Consider the following 20,724-nt stretch of genomic DNA (forward strand, 5'->3'; position numbering starts at 1 on the left):
AAGAGGAGCCACACCATGTCCACACGACTTCCGCGGATCACCCGGTTCGCCTTCCTGGGCGCGGCCCTGCTGAGCCTGGCGTCCATCACCGCCTGCAGCGGCGGCGCGGGCGCAGATGACTCGGCCGGCAGGCAAGACCCTTCACATCGGGATCCCGATCGCGGACACCGCGTCATTGGTGAAAGCCGGCGTCGCCGCACCCGACGCGCTGACCGCGACCGAGATCGAGCAGATGTACACAGCGGCGATCCACAAGGTCTCCGGCACCGATGCCGCAGGCGGCTATACGATCATTCCCGACTACGCGACCTTTGATCTGGTGCAGGCCGGTGCGCCGCAGACTACCTGCGCCAAGCTCGTTCAGGACGACAAGTCCGACCTTGTGCTCGCAGGACAGTTCGTCAATGGCGGCGACCAGTGCGTGGTGCAGCAGGGCGGGACGCTGCTCCAGGATGTCGCCGCGCCCGAGGCCGCATACTCGATGAGCACCGGCACGGTCGTCACGCTGGATCAGCTGCCTCAACGGCAGCCACCAGGTTCGCCGACTACCTCGTCTCCAGCGGCGACCTCGAGGGGAAGAGGGTGGGAGTACTCACCGATGCCCTCGGCGAAGATGCGAAGCCCGTCACGGACATCATCGTTCCGGCGCTGAAGAAGGCCGGCATCGATGTCGCGCATGTGACGACCTTGACAGCCGATCTCCAGGCTGTGGCCCAGCAGGTCCCGACCGAGGTGGGTGTGATGAAGGAAGCGGGCGTCGATGTCATCGTCGACGCCACACCCTCGGCCAACCTGATGCAGTTTCTCGGCGGCATGAAGGCGGCGAACTGGAACGTGCCGTTCATCGCGAGCGACGTCAACTATGCCGTCGCGGAGACCTTCGCAGGCGCGTACTCACCGACATTCGAAGCCACCGCGCTCACGGAGCGCACCTTCGGGGCAGACAGTGATGCGGGTGCCGCGTGCGAAAAGACATATCAGGATGCCGGGGGCAAGGAACTCACCCTCGGGTCGACGAACTACCAGACCCTCCTGCAGGCATGCGACCTGGTCACCGTCCTCGCCAGAGCGCTCACCGCACTCGGCGACACGGCGTTCTCCCCTGAAGCCTTCGCCGATGCCGTGGGCGGACTGGGTCAGGTCGACGGGATCGCGAGCTATGGCGACCTGACATTCCAGAAGGGTGCGCACACGGGCGTCTCCGGACTGCAGGTCGTCGCATGGAGCAACGGCGGATGGGCCGCCACCGACGGAAAGTGGACGACCAAATGACGACCGGCGCCGCGCTGGCGCTGGAGAATATCGACGTCTCCTATGGCCCGATCCAGGTGCTCCACGGAGTCAGCATCCACGTCCAGGAGGGCGAGACGCTCGCCCTCCTGGGCACCAACGGTGCCGGAAAGTCGACCCTGCTGCGAGCGATCGCGGGGCTCACCCCGATGACTGCTGGAAGCATCCAGTGGCACGGCGTCGCCCTCAAGGACGCGCCTTCTGAACGTCGGGTGCACCAGGGCGTGATGCTGATCAGCGGCGGGCATGCGATCTTCCCCGAGCTGACGGTGGCCGACAATCTGCGTGCGGGCTGCTTCTCGTTCGGACGTGACCGCAAACGCGTACTGCGGCGCACGAACGAAGTGCTCGAGATGTTCCCCGCCCTCGGCGATCTGCGCGGGCGGCGGGCCGGGTCGCTCTCCGGGAGAGCGGCAGATGCTCGCGGTGGCAAAGGGACTTCTGCCCGAACCACAGCTTGCTGCTGATCGATGAGCTCTCCCTCGGGCTGGCGCCCGTGATCGTGGGCCAACTGATGGACGTCGTGACAGAGCTGTCGCGAACGGGAATGACCATCGTTGTCGTCGAACAGTCGCTCAACGTCGCGCTGCACCTCGCTCCCCGGGCCGTGTTCATGGAGAAGGGCGAGGTCCGCTTCGAAGGCGCCAGCGCCGAACTCCTCGCCCGCGACGACCTTGCCCGCGCCGTCTTCCTCGGAGGCACGTCATGATCACCCTGCTCGGCATCCACCTGTCACTGGGCACTGTCCTCATCGGTGCCATCGAGGGCACCGGATACGCGCTTCTGGCCGTCGGACTGCTCATCGTCTATCGCGCGACTCGCGTGCTCAACTTCGCGCACGCGCAGGTCGGCGTGTTCGGCGCGCTGATCACCGCGTGGGCCGTTCTCGAATTCCAGCTGCCGTACTGGCTCGGTGTGCTGGCCGGGGTGGCAGTCGGCGCGGGGGTGTCGTACCTGTTCCAGCGGTTCATCATGCGACCCCTCGCCGCACGCCCCAAAGTGGTCCTCCTGATCGCCACTCTCGCACTCTCGCAGCTCATGGTCGCCGCCGGCGATATGCTTCCGCCGATGACCCGCCCCGGCGCCTACCCATCCGTCTCCGCCGCCACCTTCCAGATCGGCAGCACCACCATCAGCGCCGCAGCATTGACGATGCTGGCAGTGGTGGCCGTCGTGACCATCGCGCTGACGATCTTCCTCGGGCGCAGCAGGTACGGTCTCGCCCTGCTCGCATCCTCGGACAACGCCGACGCTGCTCGTCTCGCCGGCATCCCGGTGCAGCGGGTCGGGGCTGTCGTGTTCACCGTCGTCGGCGGCATCGCCGCGCTCACCGTGATCCTCTACAACCCGGTGCAGGGTGTCGCCGCGGGAACGGGGATGGGCACTCAGGGCACCGCGATGCTCTTGATGGCCTTCACCGCCGCTCTCGCCGGCGGGTTCTGGTCGCTGCCGAAGGCGGCGATCGCCGGTGTGCCTGCTCGGCGTGCTGCAATCCCTGCTCTACGCCAACGTCCCCGATCCGGGTGCGGTCTCGGCTCTGATGTTCCTCGTCCTGGTGATCGTCGTCATCGCCACAGCGCGTACGTCTCGGATGGGGACGGAGGATGCGGGGGCCGTCGTCCCCGCAACCCCGCCCCTCCCTCGCGCACTCGATCTCACCTACTGGTCCCACCGCCTGCGGTGGACGATGACCGCAGTTCTCATCGCCCTCGGGATCGGCGCCCCGTTCCTGATCGGCTCCTCCGCGGGCCAGCTCACCCTCATCCAGGTCATCTGCTACGCGCTGGCGGCACTGTCTGTCTGTGTCATCACCGGATGGACCGGGCAGATCGCGCTGGGGCAATTCGCGTTCGTCGGGATCGGCGCCTACCTCGTGGCCGCCCTGGTCAACCAAGGGTGGGACCTGCTTGCCGCCATCGCGGTCGCGGCGGTCGCGGGTGCGACCGTCGCCGCTCTGCTCGGCATCCCGGCTCTGCGCGCACGCGGGATGTACCTCGCCGTCCTCACCCTGGGTTTCGTCACTGCCGTCCAGAACTGGCTCCTGCCCAGCCCTCTGCTCAACGCGAACGGGCAGACCCTCATCTCGGTCTTCGGTCCGCGATTGCTGGGACTCTCGTTGCTGGATCGGCGGACCTTCTACTTCGTCTGCCTCGCCGTGCTCATCGTCGCCCTTCTCGTGCTCGGAGGCGTCGCGCGCTCCGCCTCGGGCCGCAGACTCCGAGCCGTCCGCGACAACGAGACCGCGGCGGCAGGCAAACGGGATCTCGCCCGCCGCCCAGAAGATCAAGGCCTTCGCACTCTCCGGTGCCCTGGCCACCGTCGCGGGCGGACTGTGGGGCGTGGGGCTGGGCACCTTTCAGGCGAGCCAGTTCTCCGCCGACGCATCCATCTCACTGGTGTTCATGGTCGTCATCGGCGGGGTCGCGACCCTGGCCGGTCCGGTGATCGCCAGCATCGCCATCATCGGGATGCCCGTCATCCTCGGCTTCTTCATCGATGGACTTGCCAACAGCATCCAGAACCTGATCACGCTGCTCGGCGCGGTCGGCGTGCTCCTCGCGATCAGCGCGGAGCCCGAAGGGCTCGGTGCGGGTCTGCGCCGCACGCGAGGCAGGATCATCCAGCGCCTCGAATCCCGGTATCCGAGAGGCATCCGACGTTCCGCGACGGTTCCGGCGCCCACGATGCCTCCCGTTCCGGCGGCGAGGGGTCGTTGGTCGTCTCAGACCTCTCGGTGCAGTACGGCGGGGTCGTGGCGAACGATCATGTCGGCTTCACCATGGACGGTGCGAAGATCACGGGCCTGATCGGGGCCAACGGCGCCGGAAAGTCCACCCTCGTCAATGCGATCAGCGGCGCCGAGCGCCGAACCCAGGGCACGATCACCATGGGCGGCAGGCGCATCGACAGGCTCCCGGCCTACCGGCGCGCGCGCCTCGGCCTGGCCCGTACGTTCCAGAACGCGCGCCTCTATGAAGGCCTCACCGTATCTGAGACCCTGGCTCTGGCTCGCGAGGACGATCTCAGCCGATCGCTCGTCGCAGATATGGTCGGCTGGCCCACCACAGCCCGTCGCGAATCCCGCATCCGCGCCGAAGCCGACGCCCTCGCGAGAACGCTGGGGCTGGAGGCTTGGCTCGACCGTCTGGTGAGCGAGTTGTCGACCGGCACACGCCGTGTGGTCGAACTCGCCTGTGTGGTGAGCAGACGTCCGTCAGTGATCCTCCTCGATGAGCCCGCGGCCGGTCTCGCCCAACGCGAGGTCGAAGGGCTCGGCGATCTGATCCGCAGAATCGTCCGCGATACGAACGCAGCAACTCTCCTCGTCGAGCACGACCTTCCGTTCGTCATGGCCGCCAGCAGCCAGGTCATTGCGATGGGTCAAGGACGTATCATCGCCACCGGCGACCCGGAATCGGTTCGTCGAGACCCGGAGGTGGTCGCCAGCTACCTCGGCACGGATGAGCGCGCGGTGCTGCGAAGCGGAGCGGGCGGATGACCGGCGCGCACCGATACGAGCTGCTGTGGTGGAGCGGATGCCCCTCCCATCAGCAGGCCTACCAGATGCTCGCCGAAGCACTCCTCGCGGTGGGCGAAGACCCGAGCGACATCGTGCGACTTCAGATGATCAGTCCGGAGGACGCCGAGGCCGAGGCCTTCGTTGGATCCCCGACTATTCGGATCGATGGGAAGGACATCGACCCTCCCGCGGTCGTCACACCCGCCCTGACGTGCAGGATGTACTTCAGTCGGGATGGGCGACCGCGCCCCCTCCCCGACCCGGAACTCCTCGCCCAGGTTCTCGCACGGGTGCTCGCCGAGTGAGCTTGCGCACGGACGGGCGATAACAGCATCGCCGCGTCGAACCCACACGCTGCCCTGCCCCGTAAACTCATCGCCGATGGGCGAGTCGAGCGGAGCGGGACGGGCACGGGCGGTCGGGGTGCGGGACGTCGCCGCGTTCGCCGGCGTCTCGCGGCAGACCGTCTCGCGCGTGCTCAACGACCATCCCGACGTCGCGGCGGCCACCAAGCTGCGCGTGCAGCAGGCGATGGCCGCGCTGGACTACCGGATGAACAATGCCGCCCGGGCGCTGGGCACCCGGCGCTCGCACACGCTCGGCGTGCTCGCGTCGGACGCGCAGCACTACGGCCCGGCGCGCAGCATCGCCGCGATCGAAGCCTCGGCGCGGGACGCCGGCTACTGGGTGAGCGCCGCGTTCGCCGACTCGGGGGACGCGGCGTCCGTGGCCGCCGCCGTGCAGCATCTGATCGCCCAGGGGGTCGAGGGCATCGTGGTGATCGCGCCGCACGCACGGACTCTGCAGGCGCTGGACGCGCTGCCGGTGGACATCCCGGTGCTGACCCTGCACTCCGCCGGCCGGGGCGCCGGCTGGGGTGCCGGTCGAGGCGCCGGTCGGGGCTCGCGGGGTCTGTCCGTCGACCAGGCCGCCGGCGCCCGGCTGGCGGTGGCGGCACTCGCGGACGCCGGGCACACCCGGATCGCCCATCTCGGCGGGCCTGCGGACTGGCTCGAGGCGGCATCGCGGGCCACCGGCTTCGCCGCCGAGCTCGCCGCACGCGGGCTGCCGGCCGGGACCGTGATCACCGGCGACTGGACGGCCCGATCCGGCTATGCGTCCACCGACGCGGTCCGCGCCTCGGGTGCGACGGCCGTCTTCGCCGCGAACGACCAGATGGCGCTGGGACTGCTCACCGGACTGCACGAGGCCGGGATCGCGGTGCCCGACGAGCTCAGCGTGGTCGGGTTCGACGACATCCCGGATGCGGCGTACTTCTGGCCGCCGCTGACCACGGTGCGCCAGGACTTCGACGAGCTCGCCCGCCGCGCGGTCGCGGCGCTCACCCGGGCGACCGCACCGGGCGACCCGGCGGAGGAGGACGAGCTCGCCCCGGTCGCGCCGCTGCTGGTCTCGCGTGCGTCGGTCGCGCCGCCGCGCTGACGATTCCCGGCCTGCTCGTCGGGCATGCTTGACGCCCGACATCCGTCGTGGTTCGATGGATGTGACCGGTCACACCAGCCGCCCGACACGACGAGGTATCCGTGCGCAGCCCCGCATCCCCCGCGATCGCGCCATCGCCGCCGTCCGCGCCGATGTCGCACGCCTGCACGGCGAACTCGTGCGGAATCAACTCGTGGTCTGGACCGGCGGGAACGTCTCGGGCCGAGTGCGGGTCGGTGACGATCCCGCCGCCGACCTGTTCGTGATCAAGCCGTCCGGGGTCGCGTACGACGACCTCGCACCGGAGAACATGATCCTGTGCGACCTCGACGGCACGGTGATCGCCGGCTCGGCCGGCAGCGAGCGCTCACCGTCGAGCGACACCGCCGCGCACGCATACGTCTACCGGAATATGCCCGAGGTGGGCGGGGTGGTGCACACCCACTCGACCTTCGCGGTGGCCTGGGCGGCGCGCGGCGAAGAGATCCCCTGCGTGATCACGGCGATGGCGGACGAATTCGGCGGACCGATCCCGGTCGGACCGTTCGCGATCATCGGCGACGACTCGATCGGCCGCGGGATCGTGCAGACGCTCACCGGCCACCGCTCCCGCGCCGTGCTGATGCAGAACCACGGTCCGTTCACGATCGGGACGGACGCGGCCGACGCGGTCAAGGCGGCCGTCATGGTCGAAGACGTGGCCCGCACCGTGCACTACGCGCGCGAGGCCGGACCGCTGATCCCGATCCCGCAGGAGGCGATCGACCGCCTCTTCGAGCGGTACCAGCACGTGTACGGCCAGAACCCGGAAACCGGGCGATGACCGGGCGAGACGACATCCTCGCCGGACGCACGAGCCTCGGCATCGAATTCGGGTCGACGCGCATCAAGGCCTGCCTGATCGGCGCGGACGCCTCCACCGTGCTGGCCGTCGGCGCGCACGAATGGGAGAACCGGCTCGACGGCGGACTCTGGACGTATGCCCTCGACGACGTCTGGGCGGGGCTGCAGGCCGCCTACTCCGCCCTCGTCGCGGACGCCGAGCAGCGTCACGGCGTGCGCCCCTCCACCTTCGGTGCGATCGGCGTCTCGGCGATGATGCACGGCTACCTCGCGTTCGACCGGGACGGATCCCTGCTCGTGCCGTTCCGCACCTGGCGCAACACGAACACCGGCCCGGCTGCGGCCGAGCTCACCGAGCTGTTCGGTGTGAACATCCCGCTTGCGCTGGTCGATCGCCCACCTGCATCAGGCGGTGCGCGACGCCGAGCCGCACGTGCCGCAGGTTGATTTCGTGACGACGCTGGCCGGCTGCGTGCACTGGCGGCTGACCGGCAGGAAGGTCCTCGGGGTCGGGGACGCCTCGGGCATGTTCCCGATCGACTCCGCGACAGGCGGGTACGACGAGCGGATGCTGCGGGCCTACGACACGCTGACGTCCGAGCATCTCGCACCGCTGGCCGGACTCCTGCCGGAGGTCCTCGCGGCCGGTGCTCCCGCCGGCGTGCTCACCGCCGAGGGAGCGGCGCTCCTGGACCCGTCCGGCGCCCTGAGCCCCGGCATCCCGCTGTGCCCGCCCGAGGGGGATGCCGGCACCGGGATGGTCGCCACCGACTCGGTCGCACCGCGCACCGGCAACGTGTCGGCGGGGACCAGCATCTTCGCGATGGTGGTTCTGGAGCGTCCGCTCGCACACGTCCATCACGAGATCGACCTGGTGACCACGCCGGCCGGCGACCCGGTCGCGATGGTGCACTGCAACAACGGCGCCAGCGAGCTCGCCGACTGGGTCGGCCTGTTCACCCGTTTCGCCGCCGCAGCCGGGCAGCCCCTGGGTGCGGACGCGGTCTTCGAGGTGCTCTTCCGGGAGGCGCTCGCGGGGGATGCCGACGCCGGCGGACTCCTGGCCTACAACCATCTCGCCGGCGAGCCGATCGCGGGTCTGGCCGACGGCCGCCCGCTGTTCGTGCGCACGCCGGACAGCGACCTGACCCTGGCGAACTTCATGCGCGCCCAGCTCTACGGCGTCTTCGGCACCCTGAGCCTGGGCATGCGGGTGCTGGACGCCGAGGGCGTCGCTCTGGACCGGATGTATGCGCATGGCGGAATGTTCCGGACGGCGGGCGTCGCGCAGCGGTTCCTGGCGGCCGCGCTGAACGCGCCGGTCGGCGTCGGCGAGCTGGCCGCCGAGGGTGGCGCGTGGGGGATCGCGGTGCTCGCCTCGTACCTCGCGCACGCCGACGACGGCGACCTGGCCGCCTACCTGAGCGCGCGGGAGTTCGCCGGTGCGGACGTCCGCATCGCCGAGCCCGATCCCGACGACGTCGCCGGCTTCGCGCACTACCTGGCCCGCTACCGCTCGGGCCTGGCCATCGAGGCCGCCGCCGTGGACGCCCTCTGACGACCCCGATCGACACCGAAGGACATCCCATGCCCCGCACACCGCTGACCACCTCCCTCGACGGCTGCGAGGTCTGGTTCCTCACCGGCAGCCAGCACCTGTACGGCCCCGAGACGCTGGCGCAGGTCGCCGAGCAGTCACGGCGGATCGCCGAGACGCTGGATGCGGCATCCGAGGTGCCCGTGCGGATCGTGTGGAAGCCGGTGCTGACGGATGCCGCGGCCATCCGCCGCATGGCGCTCGACGCGAACGCGGACGACCGCGTCATCGGACTGATCGCCTGGATGCACACCTTCAGCCCGGCCAAGATGTGGATCGCCGGGCTGGACGCCCTGCAGAAGCCCCTCGCGCACCTGCACACCCAGGCCAACGTCGAGCTGCCCTGGCCGGACATCGACTTCGACTTCATGAACCTCAACCAGGCCGCGCACGGCGATCGGGAGTTCGGCTACATCCAGACCCGCCTGGGCGTCGCGCGCAAGACGATCGTCGGGCATGCGAGCGATGCGCGCGTCCGCCGGGAGCTGGGCACCTGGCAGCGTGCGGCCGCCGGGCTGGCGGCATCCCGCAGCCTGAAGCTCGCCCGCTTCGGCGACAACATGCGCTTCGTCGCCGTGACCGAGGGCGACAAGACCGAGGCCGAGCTGCGCTTCGGCGTGCAGGTGAACACCTGGGGGGTAGGCGAACTGGCCGACGCCGTGCACGCGGCCGCGGACGCCGACATCGACACGCTCGTCGCCGAGTACGAGGAGCTCTACGAGGTCGTGCCCGAGCTGCGGCGCGGTGGGGCGCGGCACGAGTCGCTCCGCTACGGGGCGGCGATCGAGCTCGGGCTTGCGCGCGTTCCTGGAGGAGGGCGGATTCGGCGCCTTCACCACGTCGTTCGAGGACCTCGGTGCGCTGCGCCAGCCTGCCGGGGCTGGCGGTGCAGCGTCTGATGGCCGAGGGGTACGGCTTCGGCGCCGAGGGCGACTGGAAGACCGCCGTGCTGGTGCGCATCGCCAACGTGATGGGTGCGGGTCTGCCCGGCGGGGCGAGCCTGATGGAGGACTACACCTACGACATGACGCCGGGGCGCGAGCTCATTCTGGGGGCGCACATGCTCGAGGTCGCGCCGTCGCTGACCACGGCCACGCCGACTCTGGAGATCCACCCGCTCGGCATCGGCGGCAGGGAGGATCCGGTGCGGCTGGTGTTCACCGCCGACCCCGGGCCGGCCGTGGTGGTCGCGCTCAGCGACATGCGCGATCGCTTCCGCCTCACCGCCAACGTCGTGCAGAACGTCGCTCCCCGCGCCGCGCTGCCGAACCTTCCGGTGGGACGCGCAGTGTGGGAGCCGCAGCCCGACTTCCACACGAGCGCCGCCGCGTGGCTGACCGCCGGTGCGGCGCACCACACGGTCATGTCCACCGCCGTCGGCATCGAGGCGTTCCGCGACTTCGCCGAGATGGCGCAGGTCGAGCTGCTCACCATCGACGAAACCACCACGCTGCCCGAGTTCCAGCGGCAGGTCCGCTGGAACCAGGCCTACTACCGCCTCGCGCAGGGGCTCTGACCCGATCTCGCCGCCCGATGCCTCAGAAGGGTGGAGGGTCGGGGGCGGACTGGTAACCGGTCGGACTGGTCCATCGGATGCTGTCGCCGACATGATCGCATCGCCACAGCGTGTCGTGTCTGATGTGGTGATGATGCTCGCACTTCGGCGTGGCATTGCCGACCGAGGTGGTGCCGCCGTACTGCCAGTCCACGTCGTGGTCGATTTCGCAGTCGCGGGCGGGACGCCCGCATCCGCTGAACACGCACGTCGGATGGTGCACGCCGAGCCAGCGCCGCATGGCCTTGGGAACCCGGTAGACCGTCCGATCGACGTCGAGCACCGTGCCGGTGACCGGGTGGGTGAGGATGCGGACCCAGGATGTCGCCGTCCCGGCGAGCCGCTTCGCGGTCTCGAGGTCGATCGGTCCGTACCCCTCGAGGGTCGCGGGCTCGGTGCCCGCGCCGAGGAGGGTGAGCGCGGGGACCGTGATCGCGACGACCGGCCGGACGCGGGCGGCATCGCGGCTGTCGCCCGTGCCCAGCCCGGTGAGCAAGCGCTCGGAGGCGACGTCGGCGCGCAGCTGGTTGAGGATGCGGGTCTCGCCGTCCTGCGCGCGCAGGTGCCGCGCCATGGCGTCGATGCGCCGGTACGCGGCATGCACGTCGGCGGCCGGCGCACGCAGTCCGAGGGACGCCATCCCGTCCGGCTCGTCCTTCATCCACACGTCCCGGTCCTGCCGGGCCCGTGCGTGCCGCTCGTCGATCGTGCGCGGGTGGAGCTGTTCACGCAGCACGCGCGCCCGGGTGCGGAATCTGCCCGGGGTCAGGGACTGGGCCGGGTCGGCGGCTCGCTCGTCGAACATCGCCCACGCCTCGGGTGCGTCTTCGGGAAGCGTGCCGGCGGCGTCGGCCGCCGAGCGCGCGTTGGGCTCGCCGATCTGTCCGCCCAGGAACAGGCTCCAGATCCGAGGGCAGCGCTCCCGCAGCGTGGCCGTGGTGACGCTCATGCCGTGCACGGCGGCCTCGCTCAGGCGCAGACGCACGGCGATGTCGGCGCCGGCTGCCCGGACCGCCATCATCCGCCGGTCGCGGCGGACGGCCGCCACTCCCCGGTCGCGCGGGTCGCGCCAGTCGGGATGGAGGGTGGGATCGGGACCGCACCACGGCGTCGGATCCGCCAGCGCGTCGCGGATGACGTCCCCGATCAGCCGGTACTGATCCGCGGTCGCGATCCGAGCACGGGCGACCGTCTCCGCCAGCTCGTCGATGACCGCGCCCGGGCCCGTGACGAGCTCGCCCCCGTGCTCGCCGGGACTGCCGCCGGGCCCGCGGCCCTCCCACTCGGCGAGGTCCACATCGGCCAGGTCGAAGTCGTCCACGTCCAGGCCGTCGTGCCACGCGAGATCCGCATCCCACCCGGTCGGCGGCACCGCCCGGGTCGGGGTCTCGGTCGTGGAAAGGTCCATATCTCGAGTGTAGAAGCGACCCCCGACATCGGAATGGGACGACGTCATCACATCGGCATGCCTACCCCGCCCGGCCGACCTTCCAGTACCCGGTGAACGCGATCCGGGACTTCGGAACACCGGATGCCACGAGGTGCCGGCGGCTCTCGGCGACCAGCTCCTGCTCGCCGGCGAGGTACGCGTGCAGCGTGTCGGTGTGCGCGGGCGCATGCGCGCGCACCGCGTGAAGCGCCAGCATGCCGGGGCGGTCGTGCGGGTCGGCGCGGGCAGCCAGCGCACCTCGACGCCGGCCGGTGCGTCGACAGCCTGTCGATCCTCGGCGTGCGGGATCTCGATCACCGCGACCCCCGGCATGTCGCGCGGCAGGTCGCGGAGGATGCCGGCGATCGCCGGCAGCGCCGACTCGTCGCCGACCAGGAGCACCGACTCGGTGTGCTCGAGCGGATCGAAGCCGCGACCTTGATCGATCATGGCCACGCGCGCACCGGCGTCGGCGCGCTGCGCCCACGGGCCGGCGATGCCGACCTCGCCGTGGGCGACGAAGTCGACGTCGACCTCGCCGGCACCCGGGCGGTGCGCCCGGATCGTGTAGTTGCGGAAGGCAGGCCGGGTTCCCGACTTCGAGGTCAGGTACTTCAGGTAGCCGCCGAACGTGAAGTGCTCCGGCACGGCGTCGAAGTTCGTCTCGCCGTCGCGGCGCGGCAGGAACAGCCGGAACCAGTGGTCGTACCCGCGCTGGGGGAGTCGGGTCAGATCCTCGCCGCGCAAGCGTCACCCGCACCATGTGCGGGCTGATGCGCTCGGTGCGGCTGACCTCGGCGGTGTACAGCCCCGTCGTCCTGCGGCCGTCGGTGAACCCCATGCCATCCCTCTGCTCGCGACGGACACTCGTCGTCCGACTATGGATAGGCTAACCTACCTCGCAAATGGTGGCGGCGGCGCGCGGGTTGCTCTACCCTGTGGCCAGGGATCGGCACGGACGGACGGGGACGGCATGTACGCGCGCATCGTGGTGCCACTGGACGGATCGACGTTCTCCGAAGAGGTCATCGCGCGCGTCGCGCCGATGGCGGAGCAGATCGACGCACGCCTGACGTTCGTGCGGATCGTGGAGCGTCCGGGCGAGATGGTCGGCGCCGACGCCTACGTCCAGGCGCTCGCCCGCACGTGGGCGGCCGAGGGCCGCGCCATCGTGTCGCGCGGTTCCATCAGCGACGCGATCATGGGCGAGGTCGACCGGGTGCCCGGCTCGCTCGCCGCCATCACCGCCCGCGGACGCAGCGGCCTGGGCACCGCGGTGCTGGGCAGCATCGCGCGCGAGTACGTGCAGTCCAGCCACGACCCGGTGCTGGTCTACCGGCCCGAAGGCGGAGCATCCGCGCCCACACCGCGGATCGCCACCGTGCTGCTGCCGCTGGACGGCACACCGCGTTCCGAGTCCATGCAGCCGCAGGCCGCGCAATGGGCGCGCGCCCTGGGCGCCCGGCTGGTGCTCGTCCAGGTGGCCGATGCGAGCCGGTTCGACACCGACATCGGCGAAGACGCGTATGTGCGCGCCCGCGCATCCGACCTCGCGCGCCGAGACGGCATCGACGCCGAGTGGGAGGTGCTGCACGGCGACCCGGTGGACGCGCTGGCCGGCTATCTGAAGGGGCGCCGCGACGTCCTGGTGACGATGGCGACCAGAACCCAGCCGGCACTGCGCGCGGCGGTGCTCGGCAGCGTGACCTCGGGGCTCATGCACCGGGTCAGCGCGCCGGTCATCGTGCAGGCGCCGCGGGCCTGAGGAACCCCGGGGACGCCGGCGGCAGGCCCCAGCATCCTTCCCTTTCCATTGTAGAGAAGGGAGGGGGGCTTGCGGCAAGGGCCCCCGGCGGGTGCAGAATCGACCTCTGCCCGCGCCGCCTTCCCAGGAGCACCATGCCCACAGCCGCACTCTCGGTCTTCGCCCTTCCCGAACGCCTGGCCGCCAAGGCCGATCCCGCCCTGACCGCCGCCGACCAGACCCGCTTCGAGACCATCGCCGCCCGCATCGCCGACGAGGTGCACCAGCTTGCAGGAACGCCTGGTCACTGCACGCGTCGACCGCGCCGGTCGCGGCCAGTACCTCATCGAGCGCGACGCCGAGGTGCGCCGACTCACCTCGCGCCTCGGAGTGCTGAGTCGGTTCCGCCTGGACATCTGCCTGGGGCGGATGGTCCCCGAATCCGGCGAGCCGGTCTACATCGGCCGCATCGGGCTGACCGATGCCGCCGGCGACCCGCTCCTGGTCGACTGGCGCGCGCCCGCCGCGGCGCCGTTCTTCGCCGCCACGGCCGCCGACCCGATGGGCCTGGTCAGCCGCCGCCGCTACCGCTGGACCGGCGGCCGCATCACCGACTACTGGGACGAGGCGTTCGTCGACACGACCCTGACGGCGTCGCTGGACGACCAGTCCGCGTTCATCGCCAGCCTGGGCGCGAGCCGGTCGCCGCAGATGCGCGACGTGCTGGCGACGATCCAGTCCGATCAGGACGCGATCATCCGCGCCTCGTCGCGCGGAGCGCTGGTCGTCGACGGCGGCCCGGGCACGGGCAAGACCGTGGTGGCGCTGCATCGCGCCGCGTATCTGCTCTACGCCGACACGCGGCTGGCCGGCGGCGGCGGCGGGGTGCTGTTCATCGGACCGCACCAGGCCTACCTCTCCTATGTCGCCGACATCCTCCCGAGCCTCGGCGAGGACAGCGTGCAGACCTGCCTGCTCGCCGACCTCGTCCGCGAAGGGGCGGATGCCGCGTCCGAGCCGGACGCGCGGGTCGCCGCCCTGAAGGCCGACGCCCGCTGGGCCGAGGCGATCGAACGCGCCGCACGGTTCTATGAGGAGCCGCCCGAGGACGAGCTGCAGGTCGAGACGCCGTGGGCCGACCTGTGGCTCACGGCCCAGGAGTGGGCCGACGCGTTCGCCGCGCCCGAGCCGGGAACCCCGCACAACGACGCGCGCGACCAGGCCTGGGAGGCGCTGGTGGCCATCCTCCACGCACAGCTCGACGATCCCGACATCCCGCCCGCACAGGTGCAGCGCGCCCTGCGGCAGAACGGCGGACTCACGGCGCGGTTCCAGCGCGCGTGGCCGGTGGTGGAGGCATCCGTCGTCGTCGCCGACCTGTGGACCGTCCCGGCGTTCCTGCGCCGCTGCGCACCCTGGCTCACCGAGGACGAGGTGCGGATGCTGCAGCGCGACCCCGACGCCGCCTGGACCGATGCCGACCTGCCGCTGCTGGACGCGGCGCGGCTGCGGCTGGGCGATCCGGCCGCCACCCGCCGGCGCCGGGAGCGCGAGGCGGCCGCGACCGCGCAAGCGCGCGTACATGGCCGACGTGGTCGAGCGGCTCAAGGACGGCGGCGACGAGATGCTGGCCTGGCTGGACGGCGACGACCTGCGCAACAGCCTGGTCGATGACGAGGTGCTGCCCGCGCTCGACCCCGACGTGCTGGCCGGGCCGTTCGCGCACGTCGTGGTCGACGAGGCGCAGGAGCTCAGCGACGCGCAGTGGCAGATGCGCTGCGCCGCTGCCCGTCGCGCTCCTTCACGATCGTCGGCGACCGGGCGCAGGCACGCCACGGCTTCGCCGAGTCGTGGTCGGCACGACTGGAGCGGATCGGTCTGCGCGGTGTGCGGCAGATGTCGCTGACTGTGAACTACCGCACCCCGCAGGAGGTGATGGATGCCGCCGCCCCGGTGATCCGCGCCGTACTGCCCGATGCCAACGTCCCCACGTCGGTGCGGGCCACCGGCATCCCGGTCCGGCACCGGCCCGCGCTCGAGCGCGACCGGATCGTGGACGAATGGCTCGCCGCGCACGGCGAAGGGACGGTGTGCGTCATCGGCGAGCAGGACTATCCGGGCACCGACCGGGTGCGGTCCCTGAGCCCCGAGCACGTGAAGGGCCTCGAATTCGACCTGGTCCTGATGCGGGAGCCGGGGATGTTCGGCGACGGGGTGACCGGGGCGGTCGACCGCTACGTGGCGATGACCCGGGCGACCCAGCAGCTCGTCATCCTCGAGTGAGCCCGTCGTGGGCCGAGCCCGTCCTGGGCGAGCCGCGCGGATAGGCTGGCGGCTGTGCGCACCGAGACGAACTGGGCCGGCAATCACCGCTATCGTGCGCAAGCGCTACGCCGAGCCCGCAAGCGTCGACGAACTCGCCGCACTGATCACCGGCTCACCCGCCGTGCGTGTGCTGGGCAGCCGGCACTCGTTCAACGACATCGCCGACAGCGACGACCTCCTCATCGGCACGTCCGCACTCCCGACCGACATCGCCATCGACGCTGCCGCCCGCACGGTCACCGTCGGCGGCGGGGTGCGCTACGGCGATCTCGCCAAAGCGCTGGACGAAGCCGGCTGGGCGCTGCACAACCTCGCGTCGCTGCCGCACATCTCCGTGGCCGGGGCGGTCGCCACCGCCACGCACGGGTCGGGCGACCGCAACGGCAACCTCGCCACGGCGGTGCGCGGCATCCGCCTGGTCACCGGCACCGGCGAGGTCGTCGAGCTGCGGCGCGGAGACGCGGGGTTCGACGGCGCGGTCGTCGCGCTCGGCGCGCTGGGCGTCGTGGTCGAGGTGACGCTGGAGATCGAGCCGACCTTCGCGGTCCGGCAGCGCCTGTTCGCCGGACTGGGGTGGGATGTCGTCGCCGACCGCTTCGACGACATCTTCTCCGCCGCCTACAGCGTGTCGCTGTTCACGCGGTGGGAGGAGGCATCCGTGTCTCTGGCCTGGATCAAGGAGCGCGTGGACGAGCCGGGCCGGGTGGGCGAGGACTTCTTCGGCGCGGTGGCCGAGACCGCGCCACGGCACATGATCGCCGGGATGGACGTGCGCAACACGACCGAGCAGCTCGGGGTCCCCGGCCCGTGGAGCGAGCGACTCGCGCACTTCCGCTTCGAGTTCACGCCGTCAGCCGGCGCCGAGATCCAGTCCGAGTACCTCGTGCCGCGCGCGCACGCCGTCGCCGCGATCGACGCCGTGCGTGCGCTCGGCCCGCGGCTGCGCGACGTCCTGCAGATCACCGAGATCCGCACCGTCGCCGCAGACGGGCTGTGGCTGTCGACGGCATCCGGGACGGATGTCGTCGGTCTGCACTTCACGTGGGTGCGCGACATCCCGGGAGTGGCCGCCGTGCTGCCCGCCATCGAAGACGCGCTGCTGCCGCTGGGCGCCCGCCCGCACTGGGGGAAGGTCTTCGGCCGGCTGGATGCCGCGGCCATGTACCCGCGGCTCGAAGACTTCCGCGCGCTCGCCGACCGGTTCGACCCGCAGGCGCGCTTCCGCAACGCCTTCGTGCGGCGCGTGCTCGGCTGATATGGTCTGTTGTTCGACGTTCGTCACCGTGTGAGGCGTGGGGTAGCGTGTGCTGTCATGGCTGACGCTCCTCCCGCATTCCTTCAGGTTCCGTTCGACCAGACGCTGGCTCAGCTCGCCGCGAACGGGGAGCCGCCCGACCTCCGCACCGATATCGACACGGCGTCGCTGACACAGCGGTTCCCGCGTCTTGCAGGCGTCGAGATCCGCGACCTCACCATCGCGACGCCTACCGGCTCGCAGCCGGCCCGGCTTTACCGCGACCCCGCCGCGTCACCTTCCGGAAGCGCGCTTATGTGGGTGCACGGCGGTGCGTTCATCCAGGGCACCCTCGACATGCCGGAGGGGAACTGGGTGTCGCTCGAGCTTGCGGCGGCAGGCATCCCGGTGCTGTCCGTCGAATACACCAAGTGCCTCGGGCAGACGCATTTCGAGACCCCGATCGGGGACGTCCTCGCCGCATGGCAGTATGCGACCGCGGATACGGAAGAGCTCTTCGGGGTATCCGCCGACCGGATCTTGATCGGCGGGGGAGTGCGGGTGGTGCCCTGGCAGGCGGCGTCATCGTGCGCCTGCGCGACGCTCGGCAGGCCGTGCCAGCGGGTCTTGTCGCCGTGTATCCGGCCATGCATCCGAACGGACAGCAACCCGACGAGCTCTTCGCCGCCGATGACCCCTTCCGATATGTCCCGCTCAACTACGCCGGCTCGGTCGAGGCGCTGCGTGACCCTGTGGCGTTCCCGGGGATGGGGTCGATGCAGGGCTTCCCGCGCTCGTTCGTGGTCGTATGCGAGAACGACTTTCTCCGGCCCTCAGTCGAGAGGTTCGTGACGCAGCTGCAGGATGCCGGTGTTCCGGTCGAGCGCTGGTTCGAGCCGGATGCTATGCATGGCCACCTGAATGACCCGAGCCACCCCGAAGCGGTGCGAACCCTTGCCGGCCTTGCCGAATGGATCGGCGCCGGCTCAGACCGATAGTTCCCGGACGAAGTCGACGAGTCCCCGGGCGGCGCGCGACAGGTTCGCCCCGCGCGCGAACGCGATCACCACGCGGATCGGCGGGATCTCGTCGCGCACGCGCAGGGCGACGACCGCACGTCCGTCGGCGGTGACGGGTGAACCGCCCTGGCCTACGAGCGCATACCCGAGCCCTCGCCCGACGAGCGCCCGGAGCAGCTCGACGTTCGAGGTACTCAGGCTCGCGTTCCCCTGCGGCCAGTGCGGATTCCAGCCCTTGGGTGCGCTGGTCATCGTGGGGATGTCCAGTCTGATCAGCGGATCATCGGCGAGTTCGTCCAGTCGGATCTCCTTCCGATGAGCGAGGCGATGGTCGGCAGCGACGAGGACCCGCGGTTGCATCTCCAGCACGGGGAGGGAGTCGATGTCCTCCGCGAGGTTCCGCTCGTAGAGGAAGGCCACCTCGATCTCGCCCTCCAGGAGGCTGCCTGGAGCTTGTCCTGCGAGTCATCGCGGAACCCGATCCGCAGCGCGGGATGAGCACTCGCGAAGGTGTCGCAGACCTCGGGAAGGATCGCCAGCCCGAGCGCTGTGTGGCATCCGATGCGCAGCGTCCCGGCCAGCTGCTCCGCCGTCTCATCGGCGGCGACCTGCAGATCGCTCGCCTTGGTGAGCACGTCTCGGGCCATCGCCAGCACCTCCTTTCCGTTGGGGGTGAGGGTGATTCCTTTCGCCCGGCGGCGGATGGCAGGCTGCACCCCGAGCCCCCGTTCGAGCTCGCTCAGGGCGACGCCGAGGCTCACCGGGGAGATGTGGCAGCGGTCGGCTGCGGCGCGGATCTTGCCCGTCTCCGCTGTGGCCACGAAATACTCGAGCTGCCGGAGGGTGAAGGATGTCTGGAGCATGCGCGCCGCCGTCCCGATAAAGATAGAGTGAAACTCGCTTATTGGGTGAATAGTAATACTTTCCATGGCGTATCAATCCATGAATGATAGACATCGCGTCCTCCACCGGCCTTTCGATGATTCCGGGCGACCGCGGCGCGCACACACTGAAGTGAGGAGAGGCAATGATGCCGGTTCGCGAGGAAAAACGAGGATGGCGTTTGCTGGTGATCGGTGCTGTCGCCCTGTCGCTGGTGGGCGGGCTTTCGGCCTGCGCCGGGGATGATCCTCAGACAGCGGCGATCGCCGACGTTTCGGCCGAAGCGGCGTCCGGCGGTGACCTGACGATGCTTCTCTACGTGCCGATGCGCACGTTCGATCCCGCGGAGGACGACACGATGGCCAGCACCGGCGATGGTACGCGGATGGCAGCCATCTATGACTACTTGTTCACTCTCGACCCTGTCACCGGTGAAGTCGTCCCCCGCATCGGCGAGAGCCTCACGCCGAACGACGACGGCACCGTGTGGACACTCAAGCTCAACGATGGCGTGAAATTCTCCGACGGCACGGATCTGAACGCAGACGCGGTGAAGTTCACCTGGGGACACATCCGCGACAAGAAGGTCGCGCGCATCGGAACCTCGATCGCGATGTGGAAGCTCAAGGTCACCGACCCCCTGACCCTCACGATCACCCTGCCTGGCCCGAACAAGCAGCTCGACAAGACGATCGCCAGCTCCCTGCCGTTCGTGATCTCGCCGACGGCGTACACGAAGGACCCGAAGGGCTTCTCCAAGAATCCTGTGGGCGCCGGTCCCTTCACCCTCGGCGAGGTGGTCGCTGACGATCACGAGACCTACAAGGCGAACAAGAACTACTGGAAGAAGGGGCTGCCGAAGCTCGATTCGGTGCGGGTTGACCTCGTCGCCGACGCCGCGCAGCGCGTGAACACCATCGCTTCGGGCGAGGCGGACATGCAGGCGCCCGAGTCCGGCACCGATCTGTCGCTCCTGGCCGACGCCGGCTCGCAGGGGCTCGTCGCCGACTCCGTCACCCAGAACGGCGGCGGGTGGGTCTACTTCAACAACACGCGCGCTCCCTTCGATGATCCCCGCGCCCGTCGTGCCGTATATCTGGCGCTTGACCGTGAGAAGCTCTCGCAGGTCGCGTTGGGGTCGAAGGACGCCCACGCCATCAACACCCTGTTCGTCAAGGGCTCGCCGTTCTACGAGAAGGACCTCACGTTCCCGAAGTCCGATAAGAAGGAAGCTCAGAAGCTGTTCGACGAGTTGGCTGCGGATGGCAAGCCGGTGGACTTCACCTACGTGAACATGGCCGGGGGTGTGAACTCGCGCACCGCGCAGTACATCCAGGCGCAGCTGTCGACGTTCGACAACGTGAAGATGAAGATCGACACGATCGATGTCACTGCCGCCCACGAGCGCGTGTTCCTGCAGAAGGACTACGACATGAGCCCGTACCCGGGGGCGTACAAGTTCCCCGACCCGGAGCCCGGCCTGTACAACCTGCTGGCGACCGACGCGCCGTTCAACACCACCGGCTACTCCAACGCCGATGTCGACGACGCGCTGAACGCTGCGCGCCAGACGACCGACACCACTGTGCGCAAGGAGAACTACCGCACGGTCCAGGAGCAGTTCATGAAGGACCTGCCGGGTCTGTTCACCTTCTCGTCGACCCTGTCCACGGTGATGACGAAGGATGTCACGGGTGTGGCCTTCACCGCCGGCGGACAGCTGATCTGGGACGAACTGGGCTTCAAGAAGAAGTGATTCTGATGGCGGAACGTCCCTTGTCCGCGCTGAACGAGAAATCGGAGGTTCGCCCGTGTTGAGGCAGATTGGTGTCCGTCTCACACG

The 20,724-nt window shown here is 70.0% G+C and carries 18 protein-coding genes and 8 pseudogenes; 21 read left to right on the top strand and 5 right to left on the bottom strand.

Annotated features, from left to right (window positions below; genetic code table 11):
- The first annotated feature begins 175 nt into the window (after positions 1–175).
- The 13 genes and pseudogenes from L2X98_RS13180 to araA all read left to right on the top strand — a co-directional run bounded on the left by L2X98_RS13180 (position 176) and on the right by araA (position 10,209).
- Positions 176–652 carry a hypothetical protein gene (locus tag L2X98_RS13180; protein ID WP_259611205.1) on the top strand — a complete coding sequence of 159 codons (477 nt, stop codon included), beginning with the start codon at positions 176–178 and terminating at the stop codon, positions 650–652.
- A complete protein-coding gene (locus tag L2X98_RS13185; RefSeq protein WP_259611206.1) occupies positions 583–1,272 on the top strand; it encodes a type 1 periplasmic-binding domain-containing protein in 690 nt (229 codons plus the stop codon). The genes L2X98_RS13180 and L2X98_RS13185 overlap by 70 nt, the downstream gene beginning before the upstream one ends.
- The gene (locus tag L2X98_RS13190) at positions 1,269–1,757 is read left to right on the top strand and encodes an ATP-binding cassette domain-containing protein (RefSeq protein WP_259611207.1); all 489 of its coding nucleotides are present in this window, start codon (positions 1,269–1,271) and stop codon (positions 1,755–1,757) included. The genes L2X98_RS13185 and L2X98_RS13190 overlap by 4 nt, the downstream gene beginning before the upstream one ends.
- Positions 1,748–1,999, top strand: coding sequence for an ATP-binding cassette domain-containing protein (locus L2X98_RS13195; protein WP_259611208.1), 252 nt, complete (start codon positions 1,748–1,750; stop codon positions 1,997–1,999). Before L2X98_RS13190 ends, L2X98_RS13195 begins: the two co-directional genes overlap by 10 nt.
- A pseudogene (locus L2X98_RS21235) lies at positions 1,996–2,700 on the top strand (branched-chain amino acid ABC transporter permease); the annotation flags it as partial. The gene L2X98_RS13195 and the pseudogene L2X98_RS21235, both read left to right, overlap by 4 nt.
- A gap of 277 nt (positions 2,701–2,977) precedes the next feature.
- Positions 2,978–3,529 (top strand): annotated as a pseudogene (locus tag L2X98_RS21240) (branched-chain amino acid ABC transporter permease); the annotation flags it as partial.
- Between the two features lie 70 nt (positions 3,530–3,599).
- Positions 3,600–4,097: a hypothetical protein gene (locus L2X98_RS21245; RefSeq protein WP_354003055.1), complete on the top strand. Its 498-nt coding sequence runs from the start codon at positions 3,600–3,602 to the stop codon at positions 4,095–4,097.
- Positions 4,004–4,789, top strand: a complete 786-nt coding sequence (locus L2X98_RS13210) for an ABC transporter ATP-binding protein (protein WP_259611211.1) — start codon at positions 4,004–4,006, stop codon at positions 4,787–4,789. Before L2X98_RS21245 ends, L2X98_RS13210 begins: the two co-directional genes overlap by 94 nt.
- On the top strand, positions 4,786–5,115 hold the full coding sequence (locus tag L2X98_RS13215) for a DUF2703 domain-containing protein (protein ID WP_259611212.1): 330 nt from the start codon (positions 4,786–4,788) through the stop codon (positions 5,113–5,115). The genes L2X98_RS13210 and L2X98_RS13215 overlap by 4 nt, the downstream gene beginning before the upstream one ends.
- Positions 5,116–5,191: 76 nt before the next feature.
- Entirely contained in the window at positions 5,192–6,253 is a 1,062-nt protein-coding gene (locus L2X98_RS13220) for a LacI family DNA-binding transcriptional regulator (protein WP_259611213.1), read from the top strand.
- A gap of 55 nt (positions 6,254–6,308) precedes the next feature.
- The gene (locus L2X98_RS13225) at positions 6,309–7,076 is read left to right on the top strand and encodes an L-ribulose-5-phosphate 4-epimerase (RefSeq protein ID WP_259611214.1); all 768 of its coding nucleotides are present in this window, start codon (positions 6,309–6,311) and stop codon (positions 7,074–7,076) included.
- A pseudogene (locus L2X98_RS13230) lies at positions 7,073–8,654 on the top strand (xylulokinase). The gene L2X98_RS13225 and the pseudogene L2X98_RS13230 overlap by 4 nt, the downstream one beginning before the upstream one ends.
- Before the next feature lie 29 nt (positions 8,655–8,683).
- Positions 8,684–10,209 (top strand): annotated as a pseudogene (gene araA / locus L2X98_RS13235) (L-arabinose isomerase).
- A gap of 22 nt (positions 10,210–10,231) precedes the next feature.
- On the opposite strand, the gene L2X98_RS13240 reads toward araA, so the two are convergent.
- From L2X98_RS13240 to L2X98_RS13250, 3 genes and pseudogenes are all read right to left on the bottom strand, one after another.
- Positions 10,232–11,704: an HNH endonuclease signature motif containing protein gene (locus L2X98_RS13240; protein WP_354003056.1), complete on the bottom strand. Its 1,473-nt coding sequence runs from the start codon at positions 11,702–11,704 to the stop codon at positions 10,232–10,234.
- 13 nt (positions 11,705–11,717) lie between these two features.
- Complete coding sequence (locus tag L2X98_RS13245; RefSeq protein ID WP_259613325.1) at positions 11,718–11,894, bottom strand: SIP domain-containing protein; 177 nt, start codon at positions 11,892–11,894, stop codon at positions 11,718–11,720.
- Between the two features lie 74 nt (positions 11,895–11,968).
- Positions 11,969–12,424 (bottom strand): annotated as a pseudogene (locus L2X98_RS13250) (siderophore-interacting protein); the annotation flags it as partial.
- A gap of 226 nt (positions 12,425–12,650) precedes the next feature.
- Between L2X98_RS13250 and L2X98_RS13255 the strand changes: the two are divergent.
- The 7 genes and pseudogenes from L2X98_RS13255 to L2X98_RS13270 all read left to right on the top strand — a co-directional run bounded on the left by L2X98_RS13255 (position 12,651) and on the right by L2X98_RS13270 (position 17,978).
- Positions 12,651–13,442, top strand: coding sequence for a universal stress protein (locus L2X98_RS13255; RefSeq protein ID WP_259611215.1), 792 nt, complete (start codon positions 12,651–12,653; stop codon positions 13,440–13,442).
- A gap of 267 nt (positions 13,443–13,709) precedes the next feature.
- Complete coding sequence (locus L2X98_RS13260) at positions 13,710–15,095, top strand: HelD family protein (RefSeq protein ID WP_354002777.1); 1,386 nt, start codon at positions 13,710–13,712, stop codon at positions 15,093–15,095.
- A complete protein-coding gene (locus L2X98_RS21250; protein ID WP_354002778.1) occupies positions 15,013–15,327 on the top strand; it encodes a hypothetical protein in 315 nt (104 codons plus the stop codon). Before L2X98_RS13260 ends, L2X98_RS21250 begins: the two co-directional genes overlap by 83 nt.
- Positions 15,318–15,704 (top strand): hypothetical protein, encoded by a 387-nt coding sequence (locus L2X98_RS21255; RefSeq protein ID WP_354002779.1) that lies wholly within the window; start codon positions 15,318–15,320, stop codon positions 15,702–15,704. The genes L2X98_RS21250 and L2X98_RS21255 overlap by 10 nt, the downstream gene beginning before the upstream one ends.
- Before the next feature lie 54 nt (positions 15,705–15,758).
- A pseudogene (locus L2X98_RS13265) lies at positions 15,759–17,001 on the top strand (FAD-binding protein).
- A 336-nt stretch (positions 17,002–17,337) separates the two neighbouring features.
- Positions 17,338–17,472 (top strand): annotated as a pseudogene (locus tag L2X98_RS22355) (alpha/beta hydrolase); the annotation flags it as partial.
- A 95-nt stretch (positions 17,473–17,567) separates the two neighbouring features.
- Positions 17,568–17,978, top strand: a complete 411-nt coding sequence (locus tag L2X98_RS13270; protein ID WP_435526197.1) for an alpha/beta hydrolase — start codon at positions 17,568–17,570, stop codon at positions 17,976–17,978.
- Here L2X98_RS13270 and L2X98_RS13275 read toward each other — a convergent pair.
- Positions 17,967–18,419 carry a LysR substrate-binding domain-containing protein gene (locus tag L2X98_RS13275; RefSeq protein ID WP_354002781.1) on the bottom strand — a complete coding sequence of 151 codons (453 nt, stop codon included), beginning with the start codon at positions 18,417–18,419 and terminating at the stop codon, positions 17,967–17,969. The genes L2X98_RS13270 and L2X98_RS13275 overlap by 12 nt on opposite strands.
- Positions 18,420–18,673: 254 nt before the next feature.
- Positions 18,674–18,928 (bottom strand): annotated as a pseudogene (locus tag L2X98_RS21265) (helix-turn-helix domain-containing protein); the annotation flags it as partial.
- Positions 18,929–19,068: 140 nt separating this feature from the next.
- Here L2X98_RS21265 and L2X98_RS13285 point away from each other — a divergent pair.
- Positions 19,069–20,637, top strand: a complete 1,569-nt coding sequence (locus L2X98_RS13285; protein ID WP_259613327.1) for an ABC transporter substrate-binding protein — start codon at positions 19,069–19,071, stop codon at positions 20,635–20,637.
- The last annotated feature ends 87 nt before the right edge of the window (positions 20,638–20,724 follow it).

Source organism: Microbacterium elymi, from assembly GCF_021582895.2.
Taxonomy (GTDB): Bacteria; Actinomycetota; Actinomycetes; order Actinomycetales; family Microbacteriaceae; genus Microbacterium; species Microbacterium humicola.